Origin of the sequence: Streptomyces caatingaensis (genome assembly GCF_001187435.1) — a bacterium.
GTDB classification, from domain to species: Bacteria; Actinomycetota; Actinomycetes; order Streptomycetales; family Streptomycetaceae; genus Streptomyces; species Streptomyces caatingaensis.
Window position 1 is genome coordinate 74790 of record NZ_LFXA01000013.1, and the last position, 14856, is coordinate 89645.

Annotated in this window: 17 protein-coding genes; 7 read left to right on the forward strand and 10 right to left on the reverse strand. The window is 74.5% G+C overall.

The genetic code is table 11. The features are described from left to right. Window positions 1–5 precede the first annotated feature (5 nt). The 4 genes from AC230_RS32100 to AC230_RS19745 form a co-directional block, all read right to left on the reverse strand. Window positions 6–872, reverse strand: a complete 867-nt coding sequence (locus tag AC230_RS32100) for a hypothetical protein (protein ID WP_049717632.1) — start codon at window positions 870–872, stop codon at window positions 6–8. A 328-nt stretch (window positions 873–1200) separates the two neighbouring features. Beyond that, window positions 1201–1548, reverse strand: a complete 348-nt coding sequence (locus AC230_RS19735) for an ArsR/SmtB family transcription factor (protein ID WP_049717633.1) — start codon at window positions 1546–1548, stop codon at window positions 1201–1203. Window positions 1549–1604: 56 nt separating this feature from the next. Continuing rightward, complete coding sequence (locus AC230_RS19740; RefSeq protein WP_049717634.1) at window positions 1605–3101, reverse strand: LCP family protein; 1497 nt, start codon at window positions 3099–3101, stop codon at window positions 1605–1607. 80 nt (window positions 3102–3181) lie between these two features. Then, on the reverse strand, window positions 3182–3412 hold the full coding sequence (locus AC230_RS19745; protein WP_049717635.1) for a hypothetical protein: 231 nt from the start codon (window positions 3410–3412) through the stop codon (window positions 3182–3184). A 179-nt stretch (window positions 3413–3591) separates the two neighbouring features. Between AC230_RS19745 and AC230_RS19750 the strand changes: the two genes are divergently transcribed. From AC230_RS19750 to AC230_RS19765, 4 genes are all read left to right on the forward strand, one after another. Beyond that, the gene (locus AC230_RS19750; RefSeq protein ID WP_049717802.1) at window positions 3592–4167 is read left to right on the forward strand and encodes a TerD family protein; all 576 of its coding nucleotides are present in this window, start codon (window positions 3592–3594) and stop codon (window positions 4165–4167) included. A gap of 45 nt (window positions 4168–4212) precedes the next feature. Continuing rightward, entirely contained in the window at window positions 4213–4794 is a 582-nt protein-coding gene (locus tag AC230_RS19755; RefSeq protein ID WP_049717636.1) for a TerD family protein, read from the forward strand. An 86-nt stretch (window positions 4795–4880) separates the two neighbouring features. Beyond that, window positions 4881–5147 (forward strand): GlsB/YeaQ/YmgE family stress response membrane protein, encoded by a 267-nt coding sequence (locus AC230_RS19760; RefSeq protein ID WP_049717637.1) that lies wholly within the window; start codon window positions 4881–4883, stop codon window positions 5145–5147. Window positions 5148–5269: 122 nt separating this feature from the next. Next, a complete protein-coding gene (locus tag AC230_RS19765) occupies window positions 5270–6454 on the forward strand; it encodes a serine hydrolase domain-containing protein (protein WP_338399814.1) in 1185 nt (394 codons plus the stop codon). 7 nt (window positions 6455–6461) lie between these two features. Here the strand turns inward: AC230_RS19765 and AC230_RS19770 are convergent, their stop codons facing one another. Further along, window positions 6462–7205 carry an SDR family oxidoreductase gene (locus AC230_RS19770; RefSeq protein ID WP_049717639.1) on the reverse strand — a complete coding sequence of 248 codons (744 nt, stop codon included), beginning with the start codon at window positions 7203–7205 and terminating at the stop codon, window positions 6462–6464. Between the two features lie 111 nt (window positions 7206–7316). Here AC230_RS19770 and AC230_RS19775 point away from each other — a divergent pair, with 111 nt between their 5' ends. After that, window positions 7317–7790 carry an RrF2 family transcriptional regulator gene (locus AC230_RS19775; RefSeq protein ID WP_049717640.1) on the forward strand — a complete coding sequence of 158 codons (474 nt, stop codon included), beginning with the start codon at window positions 7317–7319 and terminating at the stop codon, window positions 7788–7790. 144 nt (window positions 7791–7934) lie between these two features. Here AC230_RS19775 and AC230_RS19780 read toward each other — a convergent pair whose 3' ends face one another. Then, the gene (locus AC230_RS19780; protein ID WP_049717641.1) at window positions 7935–9035 is read right to left on the reverse strand and encodes a calcium:cation antiporter; all 1101 of its coding nucleotides are present in this window, start codon (window positions 9033–9035) and stop codon (window positions 7935–7937) included. A gap of 81 nt (window positions 9036–9116) precedes the next feature. On the opposite strand from AC230_RS19780, the gene AC230_RS19785 reads away from it, so the two are divergent. Beyond that, entirely contained in the window at window positions 9117–9611 is a 495-nt protein-coding gene (locus AC230_RS19785; RefSeq protein WP_049717642.1) for a DUF6314 family protein, read from the forward strand. A gap of 6 nt (window positions 9612–9617) precedes the next feature. Here the strand turns inward: AC230_RS19785 and AC230_RS19790 are convergent, their stop codons facing one another. From AC230_RS19790 to AC230_RS34700, 3 genes are all read right to left on the reverse strand, one after another. Continuing rightward, window positions 9618–11963 (reverse strand): transketolase-like TK C-terminal-containing protein, encoded by a 2346-nt coding sequence (locus AC230_RS19790; RefSeq protein ID WP_049717643.1) that lies wholly within the window; start codon window positions 11961–11963, stop codon window positions 9618–9620. Between the two features lie 227 nt (window positions 11964–12190). After that, window positions 12191–12976: a 3-hydroxybutyrate dehydrogenase gene (locus AC230_RS19795; RefSeq protein ID WP_049717644.1), complete on the reverse strand. Its 786-nt coding sequence runs from the start codon at window positions 12974–12976 to the stop codon at window positions 12191–12193. 39 nt (window positions 12977–13015) lie between these two features. Then, the gene (locus AC230_RS34700; RefSeq protein WP_049717645.1) at window positions 13016–13318 is read right to left on the reverse strand and encodes a hypothetical protein; all 303 of its coding nucleotides are present in this window, start codon (window positions 13316–13318) and stop codon (window positions 13016–13018) included. Between the two features lie 184 nt (window positions 13319–13502). Here AC230_RS34700 and AC230_RS19805 point away from each other — a divergent pair, with 184 nt between their 5' ends. Beyond that, window positions 13503–13982: a DUF5709 domain-containing protein gene (locus AC230_RS19805; RefSeq protein WP_049717646.1), complete on the forward strand. Its 480-nt coding sequence runs from the start codon at window positions 13503–13505 to the stop codon at window positions 13980–13982. Between the two features lie 27 nt (window positions 13983–14009). Here the strand turns inward: AC230_RS19805 and AC230_RS19810 are convergent, their stop codons facing one another. Then, window positions 14010–14816 (reverse strand): SDR family oxidoreductase, encoded by an 807-nt coding sequence (locus AC230_RS19810; protein WP_049717647.1) that lies wholly within the window; start codon window positions 14814–14816, stop codon window positions 14010–14012. Window positions 14817–14856: the final 40 nt, after the last annotated feature.

Here is a 14856-nt window from a genome sequence, read left to right on the forward strand (position 1 = left end):
TCCGCTCAGGCCGTGGCCATCCACAGGACCCACACCACGCAGCCGACCGCGACCACGGCGCCCGCCACGATCAGCGCCCTCGCGGAGAGGGTGCCGAAGGAGGGGCCGCCGCCGGCGAGGGCCACCGGGCCGGCGTCGAGGGCAGGGGCGGGGCGGTCGGTGAGCACGCTGAGCCGTTCGCCGGGGCGTCCGGGGGGCGCCTGTGCGGGGCCGCCGACGCGGTTGAGGAGCAGGGCGCGGCCCTCGGCGCCGGAGAGCAGTTCCTCGACGCGCAGGACGAAGCGTTCGCGGGAGGAGCGGTGGTGCACCGTGCCGATCCAGGCCGGGGGTTCGCCGCCGGCGGCCGGCCGGCCGGGGCCGGCGGCGTCGCCGGGGGCGGGCAGCCAGGCCACGTCCGCGAGGGTGCGGGCGAGCAGCCGGCGGGTCTCCTCGGCCGCCTCCCGCGGGTCCGCGTGCCGGAGCCGTTCGAGCGTGCCGGCGGGGAAGTGCCGTCGCAGGCAGGCGCTGACGGGTCCGTCCGGCCGGCCTTCGGCGAGGTCCTCGAGCCAGCGGGCGACGAGCCGGACGACGCCGCCGGACGCCTCCTCCCCCGGTCCGCCGGCGAAGGCCAGGGCGAAGCCGGACGCGGCGCCCCCGCCGTCGTCCGCGCCGTCCTCGCCGCCGCCGTCGGGGCCGGCGGGGCCCGTGGGTATGCCGCCGAGGTACGCGCGCCAGCCGTCGGCGTCCGCCTCGACGAGGAGGGTCGGCCGGCCGGGGTCGGTGGTCCCCGCGTAGGAGTGCCACCAGGCCCGCGGGGGTTCCTCGCCCAGGACGCCGAGGTCCTCCTCCGCGTCTCCGCGTGACCGACCACACGTCATCACATAGCCGTCCATCGATCCCCCTTCCGGGAAGGACCCCCCGTCGGCCCGGCGGGGCGGCGGACCCGCGGGAGCGCGGGCCCATGGGGTCAACTGGCCGATTTTTCCCCGTCGTCGTGGTGAGCACCCGCTTCCGCCCGCGGCGCGGCGGCGCCCCCGTGCCGCGCCGTGCCGCCCGGGACGGGGCCGGGCGCGGCGTCCTGGCGTCGGCGGTGCGTACGGGTGGTGGCGGTGGTCCGCCGGCGGGTGCGTGGTCCGGCCGTTGCACGGGGCGGGGCCGCGCGCCGGGGCACGCGCCGCCGGGCGCGCGGGAGTTGGGCGTCCGCCCCCGGCGGATTCCGCGTCAGCGGGCGCGGGTGCCCGGAGGGGCCGTGTCCCGCCGGTCCGTCAGGTGCCGGAGGACCCGCTCCACGACGGCGCCGACGGCCGGGTCGCCGGCCAGGTAGACGGTGTGCCGTCCGGACCTGCGGGCGTCGACGAGACCGGCCAGCCGGAGTTTGGCCAGGTGCTGGCTGACGGCGGGCAGGGACTGTCCGACGCGTTCGGCGAGGCCGGTCACGTTGTGCTCGCCCCGGGAGAGGAGCCACAGCACGTGGAGGCGGACCGGCGAGGCCAGCAGGGCGAAGACGGCGGCGGCGCGCCGGAGTTCCTCGGGCGAGGGGTCCTCCGTGCCGCTGCTCGGCGACGCCATCCCCGCCTCCCCGTCCGTCCGGTCCGGCGGTCCCAGCGTACGCGGGAGGGGCCCGGTCACCCGTAGGAGAGGTCGGAGCAGACGTCGTCGTCGGCCGAGCGGGCCTGCTCGGCGACGCGGGACGGGACGGCCGTGGGCGCCGGGGAGGACGGGGCGGGCGAGGGGCCGGCGGCGTACGCCGTGCCGAGGGTGACGCCGATGCCGCCGGCCGCGGTCTGCCGGAGTTCGGCGCCGGGGAAGCGGCGGGCGACCGTCTCCGCCCGGCTCCTGAGGCCGGGGCCATAGGTGACGAGGGTGGCGGAGTGGCCGGTGGCGGGGACGGTGGTGGTGGCGGTGACGGTGAAGCCGTCCTTCCGGAGCGTCTCGGCGGCGCGGGCGGCGAGTCCCTCGACGGTGGTGCCGTTGTGGACGGCGACGCTGATGCCGGCGCCGGAGGGGGGCGTGGGGGCGGGCTCGGTGCCGGGGGTGGCCGGCCGCCTGCCGCCGGCGTCGTGGCCGTCGATGGTGCGGTCGTTGCGCAGCGCCTCCCAGAGGGCGTCGGCGTCGGGGTGGACGACGGCGACCCGGTTGCCCTGGTAACGCCAGGGCAGGGTGACGAACTTGGTGTCGTGCAGGTCCACGTCCTTGAGGGACATGGCGAAGGAGAGGAGTTTGCGGGCGGAGCCGAGTCCGGGGTCGACGGTCATGGACTTGGTGGCGGCCTGGGCGAGCGGGAGCAGGGTGGCGGGGTCGAAGCCCTCGTCCTTGATCTTCTTGACGAGGCTGGAGACGAAGGCCTGTTGGCGTTTGATGCGGCCGATGTCGGAGCCGTCGCCGATGCCGTGGCGCAGCCGCACGTAGTCGAGTGCCTTCTGGCCGGAGACGGTCTGGGGGCCCTTGGCGAAGATGCGGGCGCCGCGGGATCCGCGGTGGGGGTTGAGGTCGCCCTCGTGGACGTCGTGGGGCAGGCACACCCGGACGCCGCCGACGGCGGAGGTCATCGCGGAGAAGCCGGCGAAGTCGACGACGACGGTGTGGTCGACGCGGAGTCCGGTGAGTTTCTCGACGGTGTTCTGGGTGCAGGCGGGATTGCCCTGGGGGGTGAGCCCCACGGAGAAGGCCGAGTTGAACATGGCGCCGGTGCGCGGCTCGGTCCAGCGGCCGTCGGGGAGGCGGCAGGGCGGGATGTCGACGAGGGTGTCGCGGGGGATCGAGACGGCGACGGCGTGTTTGCGGTCGCCGTGGACGTGGAGGAGGAAGGCGGTGTCGGAGCGGCCGGCTTCGCCTTCCCCGCCGCCGAGCGAACTGTTGGCGCCGGCGCGGGAGTCGGAGCCGATGACGAGGACGTTCTGACCGCCGGAGCCTTCGGCGGGGCGGTCCTTGGCGAGGCCCTTGGCGTCGAAGCTGTCGATGCTGCCGTCGAGTTCGCAGTAGAGCCAGGCGGCGCCGCCCACGAGGAGGAGGGCGCAGGAGCCGGCTATCGCGCCGATGAGGCGGGCGCGGCCGCGCCGTCGTCGTCTGATGCGGGCGGCCCGTCGCCCGTCGCGGCGTTCGGCCACTGGTGTGCGTGTCATCCCACCCCACTCGTTCCTTGCTCGGTTGCGCAATATAGCAACTGTTGGGGAGGGTGTGATCCGCGGGGCGGGACGGCCGGTCAGGGACTGGCGGCGTCGTACCCGTAGCGCAGGGGCTCCTCGGTGACGGTGAGGTCGCGGCGGTAGAGGTACAGCGCCTCCACCTGCGCGCCGCCGGCCGGGCCCACCGTCGGGCAGGGGTAGGCGACTTGGAGCACTCCCGGCCGCCCGGTCACCCGCACCCGGACCCCGTCGGCGGGGCCGCCCTCCAGGCGGGCCTTCTCCGGCATGAACGTCTCGGCTTCTGTCATGGGGATACTTTAGGTGTTGCGCAACCGGCGGAACGACCACGGGTGCCGCCGCGAGCGATCCACTTCAGTGCTTGCGCAACCCGGGAACCTTCCGCCCCTGTCCCGCGTTCTTCAGGTCACGGCGTGTCATACCGGCAGGTCGTGACCCGTGTTCCACGTGTTTTCCCCGGAGGATGTTCATGGCAGTGACCCTGGCCAAGGGCGGCAACGTCTCGCTGAGCAAGGAGGCCCCGGGCCTGACGGCCGTCACGGTGGGCCTCGGCTGGGACGTGCGGACCACCACCGGTGCCGACTACGACCTGGACGCCTCCGCCCTGTTGTGCGCGGCCGACGGCAAGGTCGTCTCCGACCGGCACTTCGTCTTCTTCAACAACCTGAGCAGCCCCGAGGGTTCGGTGGTGCACTCCGGGGACAACCTCACCGGCGGGGGCGACGGCGACGACGAGCAGATCCAGGTCGACCTGGCCGCGGTGCCGGCCGAGGTGGACAGGGTGGTGTTCCCCGTCTCCATCTACGACGCCGCCGTCCGCGGCCAGAGCTTCGGCCAGGTGCGCAACGCCTTCATCCGCGTGGTGAACCGGGCGGACGGCCGCGAGCTGGCGCGCTACGACCTGACGGAGGACGCGTCCACGGAGACGGCGATGGTCTTCGGCGAGCTCTACCGGCACGGCGGGGAGTGGAAGTTCCGCGCGATCGGCCAGGGTTACGCTTCGGGGCTGCACGGCATCGCCCAGGACTTCGGCGTCCGGGTCTGATCCGGGCCGGCAGCGACCTCGTACGGAAAGGATTCCCCGATCACCGTGAGCACCAGTCTCAGCAAGGGCCAGAACACCAGCCTGACCCAGGACGGCACCCCGCTCGCCGACGTCACCGTCGGTCTGGGCTGGGACGCCGGGGAGGGCGACGCCGCCTTCGACCTGGACGCCGCCGCCCTGGTCTGCGGCCCGGGCAACAAGGTGCTCTCCGACGCGCACTTCGTCTTCTACAACAACCTCGCCCTCCCCGGCGGCGCGGTGCGCCACCTCGGCGACAACACCACCGGGCAGGGCGAGGGGGACGACGAGCGCATCACCGTCGACCTCGACGGGCTGGACGCGGAGGGCGGCGTGGAGCAGGTGGTCTTCACCGTCTCCATCCACGACGCGGCCGCCCGCGGCCAGGACTTCGGCAAGGTCCGCGACGCGTACATCCGCGTCGTGGACAACGCCACCGGCCGCGAGATGTGCCGCTACGAGCTGTCCTACGACGCCGCGTCCGAGACGGCGATGGTCTTCGGCGCGCTCTACCGCCGCGACGGCGCGTGGAAGTTCCGGGCCATCGGCCAGGGGTACGACAGCGGGCTGGCCGGCATCGCCGCCGACTACGGCGTCACCCTCGACTAGCCGGGCGCCCGGCCGCCGCGCGGCAACCGCCGTGCGGCGGCCGGACGTCCTTCCGTACGCACGCACCCGGAAGGACTGACACCACCATGGGCATCATCAGCTGGATCGTCCTCGGCCTGCTGGCCGGGGCGATCGCCAAGGTCCTGCTGCCCGGACGCGATCCGGGCGGGCTGATCGGCACGACCGCGATCGGTATCGCCGGGGCGTTCCTCGGCGGCTGGCTCTCCGCCAAGTTCCTGCACAAGCCCATCGCCAAGCACTTCTTCGACGCGCCGACGTGGGGCGCGGCGATCGTGGGCTCCCTCGTGCTGCTGGTCGCCTACCGGATCCTCTTCGGCAACTCCCGCGACTGAGCGCCTCCTTCATGGCCGGATCCGGCTCAACGGAACGGCGCTTTGCGGAGTCCTCCCTTTCGTACAGGCCGCATTGTCACCTGTGAACGGAGAGACGGATGACCGCGAGGACGTTACGGGGAGTGCTGACGGCCGTAGTCGCCGCGGCGGCGCTGGGGGCGACGGCCCTGGCCCCCGCCGCGTCGGCCGCACCGGCGGGCGGGGGCGCCGGCGGACACGCCGCCACGCAGGCGGCCATGGAGGCGCGGACGGCCGGGCCCGACGGCGTGCCCGGCGTGCTGGGCCGCGCCCACGACCGGCACGGCTCCTGGCACGGCAGCGCGGGGGTCGCCGACCTGACCACGCACCGCCCGCGGCTCTCCCTGGACCGCTTCCGCATCGGCAGCATCAGCAAGGTGTTCACCTCGGTGGTCCTCCTCCAGCTGGAGTCCGAGGGCCGGCTGAGCCTCGACGACACCGTGGAGCGCCGCCTCCCGGGCGTGCTCCGGGGCAACGGCCACGACGGCCGCCGCGTGACGGTCCGCCAGCTCCTGAACCACACCAGCGGCGTCTTCAACTACACGGAGGATCCCGGGCTCTGGCGGCAGCTCACGACGGACTTCCCGCGCCACCGCTACGACACGAGGAAGCCCGCCGAGCTGGTGGCCACGGCGGTCGGGCACCGCCCGTACTTCGAGCCGGGCAAGGGCTGGCACTACTCCAACACCAACTACGTCCTCGCCGGCATGGTCGTCGAGAAGGTGACCGGCCACTCCTACGCCGACGAGATCCGACGGCGCGTGCTGCGCCCGCTGGACCTGCGCAACACCACGCTCCCGGGCACCTCGCCCCGCATGCCCGACCCCCACGGCCGCGGCTACAGCAAGCTGCGGACCGACGGCCGGGACGCGAGGATCCACGACACGACCGAGCTCAACCCGTCCTGGGGCTGGGCCGCGGGCGAGATGATCTCCACCACCGGTGACCTCACCCGCTTCTACGAGGCGTTGCTGGGCGGCAGGCTGCTCCCCCCGCACCAGCAGCGGGAGTTGCTGACCACCGTGCCGGCCGGGCAGGCGGGGATCGGCTCCTACGGCCTCGGCATCGCCCGGGCCCGGCTCTCGTGCGGCACGACCGTCTGGTTCCACGGCGGCGGCATCCACGGCTCGACGTCCCTCGTCGCCACCACCCGCGACGCGGGCCACACCGCCGCGTTCAACCTGAACGGCGACTGGGACGAGAACTCGGCGGCGCTGATCGAGGCCGAGTACTGCGGCACGGCGGGGACTCCGGACCCCGGACTCACACGGCTGGCGGCGCTGCGCTGACCCCGCGCTAGCGCAGCCCGGCGAGCCACGCGTCGAAGGTCGTCGGCGCGATGCGGGCGCGCTCGCCGGGCAGCAGCCCGCCGGCCGGCACGGCGCCGAGCGGCGCCGACGTGCTCGGCACCACCTCGACGGTGCTGCCCCGCGCCGCGAGGGTGCGCCGGGCCATGTCCACCAGGTCATGGCGGTCGGGCCCGGCGAGATCCGGGTAGCGCCCCTGCGGTGCGCCCGTGACCACCTCGGCGAGGACTTCGGCGACGTCCGCGGGCGCGACCGGCTGCACGACCACGGGGGCGACGGCGGCGGTCCCGTCCTTCTCGGTCCAGCCGGCCACCAGCTCCGCGAAGTCGTGGAACTGCGTGGCCGGGACGATCGTCCACGGCACCGGGCCCTCGCTCACCAGGCGCTCCTGCTCGCGCTTGCCCGCGTAGTGGGCGTTGCCCTCGAAGGGGCGCTCCATCCCGACGATCGAGAGCAGGACGTGGTGGCGGACGCCCGCCCGCTCCTCGGCGGCGAGCAGGTGGCGGGTGGCGGTGCCGAAGAACGCCACCGCCTCCTCGGCGTCGGCCGACGGGCCGTTCGTGGCGTCGACGACCGCCTCGACACCGGCGAGGGCCGCGTCGAGCCCCTCACCGGTCGTCAGGTCGACGCCGAGCGAACGGCTGATGCGGACGACGTCGTGCCCGTCCCTCTCGAGGGCGGCGACGGTGAGGGCCCCGATGTTCCCGGTGGCACCGGCGACGGCAATACGCATGACGCTCTCCCCAACTCCCGTGTGGCGGCCTGCTGTCGCTCCTGACGCTATCTCGGACTTCTCAGATCCGCAATGACGGTGATGTGGGACGTCCGGGCTAGACTCGGGGCCATGAAGCTCCCCGTGAGTACCGAATGGCTGTTGCACAGCGTGGCGACGCTGGCCCAGCTCGAACCGGGAACGACCGCGTCCGCGGCTCAACTCGCGCAGTACTACGACCTGCCGGCGCCCTACCTCGCCAAGCAGCTCCAGGCGCTCGTCAGGGCCGGCCTGCTCAGCGCCACCACGGGCCCGCGGGGCGGCTTCCGGCTCGCGCGGCAGGCCTCCGCGATCACCTTCCTCGACATCGTCGAGGCGGTCGACGGCGCCGCCTCGCCGTACGAGTGCCGTGAGATCCGCCGGCAGGGGCGGGGCGCGTTCGCCCCCGAGGAGTGCCGCACGCCCTGCCTCATCGCCACCAAGATGGCCGCCGCGCACGAGGCGTGGCGGCGCAGCCTCGCCGGGGTCTCGATCGCCGACCTCCTCGCCGAGATACCGCCCTCGGCCCCGGCCCGCACCCGCAGCCGCCTCGCCGGCACGCGCTGACCGTCACCACCCGGGGTCCGGGACGGCGCCGTCGCATCCTCCCCCGCTCCCCCTTCGGCCCGGCCGCCCGGGACGGCCCCGGCACGTCAGCCCCCGGACATCCCGGACCCCCAGGGGGACTCACGGACTCAAGGGCTCACAGGCTCAAGGACTCACGGCCAGCACCACATACGCCCCCAGCAACGCCAGATGCACCCCGCCCTGCAACAGCGTGGCCCGGCCCGGGATCACCGTCAGCGTCCCGACCACAAGTGTCAGCGCGAGCAGCACCATGTGCGAGGCACCCAGGCCCAGGACGAGGGGCCCCTCCATCCAGACCGACGCCACGGCCACCGCGGGAATGGTCAGGCCGATGCTGGCCATGGCGGAGCCCAGGCCGAGGTTGAGGCTGGTCTGGACGCGGTCGCGGCGGGCGGCGCGGACGGCGGCGATGGTCTCGGGGAGGAGGACGAGCAGGGCGATGACGACGCCGACGACGGAGGCGGGCAGGCCGGCGGCGGCGACGGCGGACTCGATGGTGGGCGAGACGCCCTTGGCGAGGCCGACGACGGAGACCAGGGCGAGGGCCAGCAGGCCGAGGCTGACGAGGGCCGTGCGGGTGGACGGCGGGTGGGCGTGGTCGTCGGTGTCGATGACCGCGCCCTCGGCGGTCACCGGCAGGAAGTAGTCGCGGTGCCGGACGGTCTGCGTCGCGACGAAGAGGCCGTAGAGGACGAGCGCGGCCAGGGCGGCGAAGACGAGCTGGGGCGGGGAGAAGCGGGGTCCGGGGGTGCTGGTGGTGAACGTGGGGAGGGCCAGGCTCAGTCCGGCCAGCGTCGCCACCGTCCCGAAGGCCGCCGCCGTGCCCTCGGGGTTGAAGACGGCGACCCGGCGCCGCGCCGCGCAGACCAGCAGGGACAGGCCGACGATCCCGTTGCAGGTGATCATCACGGCGGCGAAGACCGTGTCGCGCGCGAGCGAGCTGCTCTTGTCGCCGCCGTCGGCCATCAGGGTCACGATGAGGGCCACTTCGATGACGGTCACCGCGAGCGCCAGGACGAGGGAGCCGAAGGGTTCGCCGACCCGGTGCGCGATCACCTCCGCGTGGTGGACGGCGGCGAGCACCGCCCCGGCCAGACAGCAGCCGACCAGTGCCACCAGCCCCGCGCCCAGCGAACTCCCCCAGGTGAGGACGAGGACGACGAACGCGACGACCGGCACGACGGCGGGCCACCGCACGGCGAACGAGCGCAACCGAGTCTTCATACGGACAAGCTTCGCAGATGTCGATCATCCGGCCATTGCGGACGGCGCGGGGCGGGGTCGTGCGGCGGGGACAATGGGGTCATGAGCCCCGCCGCCCCGCTCCGTCCCGCCCGTCCCGGCCGTCCCGTCCCCGACGCCGTCGCGTATCTGACCGGCCGGTGGGCCGTCGAGCGCGAGCTGTTCGACCTGCGGACGGGGACCGCCGGCTCGTTCCGCGGCACGGCCCGCTTCGAACGCGACGGGGACGGCGGCCGCGTCCGGCACGTCGAGGATGGGGAGCTGCGCTGGGACGGCGCCCCGCCGGTCCGCGCGGGCCGCATGCTCGGGCTGGCCCCGGCGCCGGACGGCACGGCCGAGGTGACGTTCGCCGACGGCCGTCCGTTCCACGGCCTGGACCTGCGCACCGGCCGGTGGACGGTCCGGCACCCGTGCGCGGCCGACCGCTACGACGGCGCGTTCACGGTCGTCTCGGCGGATGAGTGGCACGTGCGCTGGCGGACCACCGGCCCGGCCAAGGACCATCTGCAGAGCTCGGTCTACCGGCGGCTGCCGCCGGAACCCGGCGGCGGCCGCTGACGGAGCTCAGCGCCCGAGGAGCGTGAGCGCGGCGTCCACGAGGGACACGGTGTCGATGCCGTGCAGGGCGTAGGCGTCGTGCAGGTCGCTGGACTGGCCGAAGTCGGTGACGCCCAGGCAGCGGATCCGGTCGCCGCGCGCGCCCGCGAGGAACGCCAGCGTGTGCGGGTGCCCGTCGAGGACGGTGACCAGGGGCGCGGGGTGGGCGGCCGGGAAGAGGACGTCGACGATGCCGCCGCCGTCCCCGCCGGAGAGCCGGCCGCGGTGCTGGAGGGAGCGGAAGACGAGGTCGGGGCTGGTGAGGCAGACGACGCCGGCGGTGACGCCCTGGCCGGCGAGGAGTTCGGCGGCCCGGACGACCTCGGGCATGATCGCGCCGACGCCGACGAGGGTGACCTGCTCGTCGGCGGGGTCGTGGGCGGTGATCCGGTAGCCGCCGGCGACGGCCTGGCGGCGGCGCCGTTCGAGGAGCGCGTCGTCGGCGGGCGGGCTGGCCAGCGCCGGGTCGACGGGCCGGGTCGAGAGGCGGAAGTACGCGGAGGTGCCGCCGGGGACGCCGACCTGTCCCATGGCCTCCAGCAGACACCACTCCAGGTCCTGGGCGAACGCCGGCTCCCAGGCGGTGCAGCCGGGCTGCTCCAGCCCGATCGAGGGCGTGGTGACGGACTGGTGCGCGCCGCCCTCGGAGGAGAGGGTCACGCCGGACGGCGTGCCGACGAGGATGGACTGTCCGCCGGCGTAGATGCCGTACGACCAGGGTTCCAGGGCGCGCGGGACGAACGGGTCGTAGAGCGTGCCGATGGGGATGAGCCGCTGGCCCCAGCGGCTCCAGGTGGCGCCCAGTTCGCCGAGCAGGCTCACGAGGTTGACCTCGGCGATGCCCAGCTCGATGTGCCGGCCGCCGCTGCCCTCGGACCACTTGAGCAGCCGCTCGGCGTCGTCGGCGAACCAGTCGCGGCGCTCGGTCGCCGACCAGACGCCGGTCTTGTTGATCCAGCCGCCGAGGTTGGTGGAGGAGGCGACGTCGGGGCTGCAGGTGACGACGCGGGCGGCGGTGTCGGGGGCCTGGCGGGTGAGGTCGGTGAGGAACCGGCCGAGGGCGGCCTGGGTGGAGATCGGCGCCTTGTGCGCGCGGCCGAAGGAGGTGGGCAGGGCGGTGGGCCCCTGGGGGACGACCGGGGTGCGGCGCAGCAGCTCGCCGCGGCGGGCGCACAGCTCGGCCGCCGGGGTGCCGGGGTCGAACGCCCGCCAGGGGTCGGCCTCGTCGGTGCCGCAGGCCGCGGCGAGGGCGGTCATCTGCTCGCCGGTCAGCAGGGCGGAGTGGTTGCTCGGGTGGCCCTCGGTCGGCAGGCCGCGGCCCTTGACGGTGTAGGCGAAGACGACGGTGGGCCGGTCGGGGTCGACGGTGCGGTAGGTGTCCAGCAGCAGCCCGATGTCGTGGCCGCCGAGGTCGCGCAGGACGTGGGCGAGCCGGGCGGGCCCGAGGTCGTCGACGAGGGCGCGCAGGGCCGGGTCGGCGGCGTCCCCGGTTATGCGCGCGGGCAGTTCGGCGTCGTCGGCGCGCAGGAGCCGCTGGTACTCCTCGTTGGGCATCTCCTCCAGCCGGCGGCGCAGCGCCTGCCCGCCGGGGCGCTCGAAGACCTTCTCGGTCTCGCGGCCCCACTTGAGCGTGAGGACCTGCCAGCCGGCGGCCTCGAACATGCCCTGGAGGCGGCCGGTCTGGACGTCCGGCACGACGCGGTCCAGGGACTGGCGGTTGAGGTCGACGATCCACAGGAGTTCGCCGAGCGAGGCGACCGCCGGGTCGGCGACGGCCTCCCAGATCGCGCCCTCGTCCAGCTCGGCGTCGCCGATCAGGCCGACGAACCGGCCCGCGGGCGGCGTCGCGTCGAAGTGCGAGCGCAGGTAGCGGTGGGCGGTCGCGGCCCAGACGGTGGCGGTGGCGCCGATGCCGACGGAGCCGGTGGAGAAGTCGACGGTGTCGGGGTCCTTGAGCCGGCTCGGGTAGCTCTGCAGGCCGCCCTTGGCCCGGAGGGTGGTGAGATAGGCCGGATCCAGGTCGCCGAGCAGGTAGTTGATGGCGTGCAGGACGGGCGAGGCGTGCGGTTTGACGGAGACGCGGTCCCGGGCGTTCAGTTCGTGGAACCACAGCGAGACCATGATGTCGGCCATCGAGGCGGACGAGGCCTGGTGTCCGCCCACCTTGACGCCGGTGTCGTTGGGGCGGCCGCGGTTGGCCGCGTCGACGATCGCGGTGGCGAGCCACAGGACGCGCCGCGAGATCTCGCGCAGGGTGGCGGTGTCGTACGCCTCCGCGCCGGTCCCGTGCGGGGTGTGCGTGTCGTGATGCATCAGACTGACCTCTCCTGAGCGGCGGTTGCGGTAGAGCCGTGGTCCTGCGGGCGCCGGGCACCGGCCGTCGACGGGTGGGCGACGGCGGGCGGCGAACGCCTGATCATGATCTTCCATCAGGACGGCGCGATGCTCCAGCCCCTCCCGGGCGGTGCCGCACCCGGGCTCCATGATGCGGGCGGCCGGCCCGCGGGGGCGGTCCCCGGGGCCGCGCCGGTCGGGGGTGGTCAGTGGGCGGTCCAGCCGCCGTCGAGCACCATCGTGGTGCCGGTGACGGAGGTGGCGTGGGGTCCGCAGAGGTACGCGACGGCCTCGGCGACCTCCTCCGGCTCGACGAGCCGTTTGACCGCGGAGTCCGCCAGCAGGACGTCCGCCAGGACGCGTTCGGCCGGTATGCCGTGCGCGGCCGCCTGGTCGGCGAGCTGCTTCTCGACGAGCGGGGTGCGGACGTAGCCGGGGCTCACGCAGTTGGAGGTGACGCCGTGCGGTGCCCCTTCGAGCGCGGTGACCTTGGAGAGTCCCTCCAGCCCGTGCTTCGCCGTGACGTAGGCGGACTTGAAGGCCGACGCCCGCAGCCCGTGCACGGACGAGACGTTGACGATCCGTCCCCACCCCCGCGCGTACATCCCCGGCAGCGCTCCCCGGATCAGCCGGAACGGCGCCTCCAGCATGACGGTCAGCATGGCGTGGAACGCCTCGGGCGGGAACTCCTCGATGGGCCGGACGAGTTGGACACCCGCGTTGTTCACGAGGATGTCGGCGCCGGCCGCCGCCCGTTCGGCCGCGTCGGGATCCACGAGGTCGAGGACCTCCGCCTCGACCGCCCCCGGCAATCCCCGCGCCCGTCCGGCGACTTCCGCGAGCCCGTCGCCGTCCCGGTCCAGCGCCCGCACCCGCGCCCCGGCGGCGGCGAGCCGCAGGGCACAGGCGGCACCGATGCCGCTCGCCGCGCCGGTGACGAGGGCGGTGCGGCCGTGGAGTCCGGGGACGGGAGGTATGCCTGGTGAGGTCATGCCGGCAGCGTAGTACCGGCGTTGCCGGGGGCGCGGGCGTCACGGGGTGAAGGCGTCGAGCCCCGTGAGCCCTGCGGACAGCTCCCAGAGCCGCGCCGCCGCGGCCGGGTCGGTGGCCCAGGGCTTGACGCCGCCGACGAGCATGTCGTCGGTGGCGGCGGGCCGGGCGACGGCGCAGTCCTGGTCGCCGAGGTCAAGGCCGACGGCCTCTGTCCCGGGGAGCCCGATGCCGGAGGCTCCGCCGGTGACCAGGGCCGTCCGTCCGGTCAGGTCGGTGCCGGCGAGGACGTCGGCGGCGGTGCTGCGGGCCCCGGGGGCGGGGCGGGGATGGTCTGTGCTCATGATCGCGAGGCTAGGAGTTGGAGTGCGCGCGAGGTCAAGGGACGGCCCGCGAACGGACTCCCCGCCGGGGAGGTGCTTGAACCTTCCACCATCCGTGGATCCCGAGGAGCGCGGGGCAGGCGTACGGAGGAGACTGGAGGTGTGCGGTCGCCGCGCGGACGCGCGCGAGGAAGGAGAGCGCAGCATGTCCGACGACGCGATGGGCGACGAGGTCTACCAGCCGGCCCGCACCGACCGCCGGGACAACGTCGCCGACCTGGACCTGGAGAACGCGCTCGACGGCGACGTCCTCGACGAGGTGCTCGACGAGGGCTACTCGCCCCCGGAGAGGCCGCTGGCCGTCGGCCGCCACGGCACGACCGCCCGTGAACAGCTGGAGCGCGAGAGCCTCGACCAGCGGCTGGCGAAGGAGCTCCCCGACATCGCCGTGCCCGACGGGGACGGCATCGGCGACCAGCCGGGCGGCGAGGGCGAGCCGATGGACGAGGAGGTCGGCGACGAACGCGCCGGCCGGCTCACCGCGACCCTCGACGTCCTGCCGCCCCGGCGCAACGACGTCTTCGCCCGCGACGTGGGGATCAACGGCGGCGCGGCCTCGGCCGAGGAGGCGGCGATGCACATCGTCCCGGAGGAGCCGGAGACCGGCTACGACGAGGACCGCTGAGGGACGAGGACCGCTGAGGCCGGCCCCTCAGAGCCGGCGCCAGTCGTCGTCCCGCAGGTGCGACCCCGCGTGCGGCCCCATCCGCAGCATGCCCCCGTCCACCACCCAGGACGCCCCGGTCACATAGGCGGCGTCCGGCCCGCTGAGGAAGGCGATGACGGCCGCGACCTCGCGGGCGTCCCCCGGCCGGCCCAGCGGGACGCCGGGCCTGCGGGCCTCGTGGACGTCGACGTCCACCTGCCCGGTCATCGGCGTGGCGATCTCGCCGGGGGCGACGGCGTTGACGTTGATCCCGTGCTCGGCGAGTTCGAGGGCCATGACCTGGGTGAGCAGCCCGAGACCGCCCTTGGCCGCGCAGTAGGGCGCGCTGCCGACGCGCGGCTGGTGCTCGTGGACGCTCGTGACGTTGACGATCCGCCCGCCGTCGCCCTGCGCGATCATGCGGCGGGCGGCGCGCTGCGCCAGCAGGAACGGCCCGACCAGATCGACGTCGAGAACCTGCCGCACGGTGTCCAGGTCGAGGTCGAGGAAGGGGGTGGCCGAGCCGACGCCGGCGTTGTTGACGAGCACGTCGATCCGGCCGAGTTCGTCCGCGAACCGGTCGACGACCCCGGCGGCCTCCGGCAGCTCGGTGAGGTCCAGCCGCTCGACGGCCGCCCGCCGTCCGTGGGCGCGCACCTCCACGGCCGTGCGTTCGGCGCCCTCGCGGTCGCTGTGCCAGGTGATGCCGACGTCCATGCCCTGGGTGGCGAGCCGGGCGGCGGTGGCACGGCCGATGCCGGAGTCCGCCCCGGTGACCACGGCGACGCGGGTGGCGGAAGTGCGTTCGGTCATGCCTCCCTCGTACCCCCGTCGGCCGGTCCCATGCCGCGCC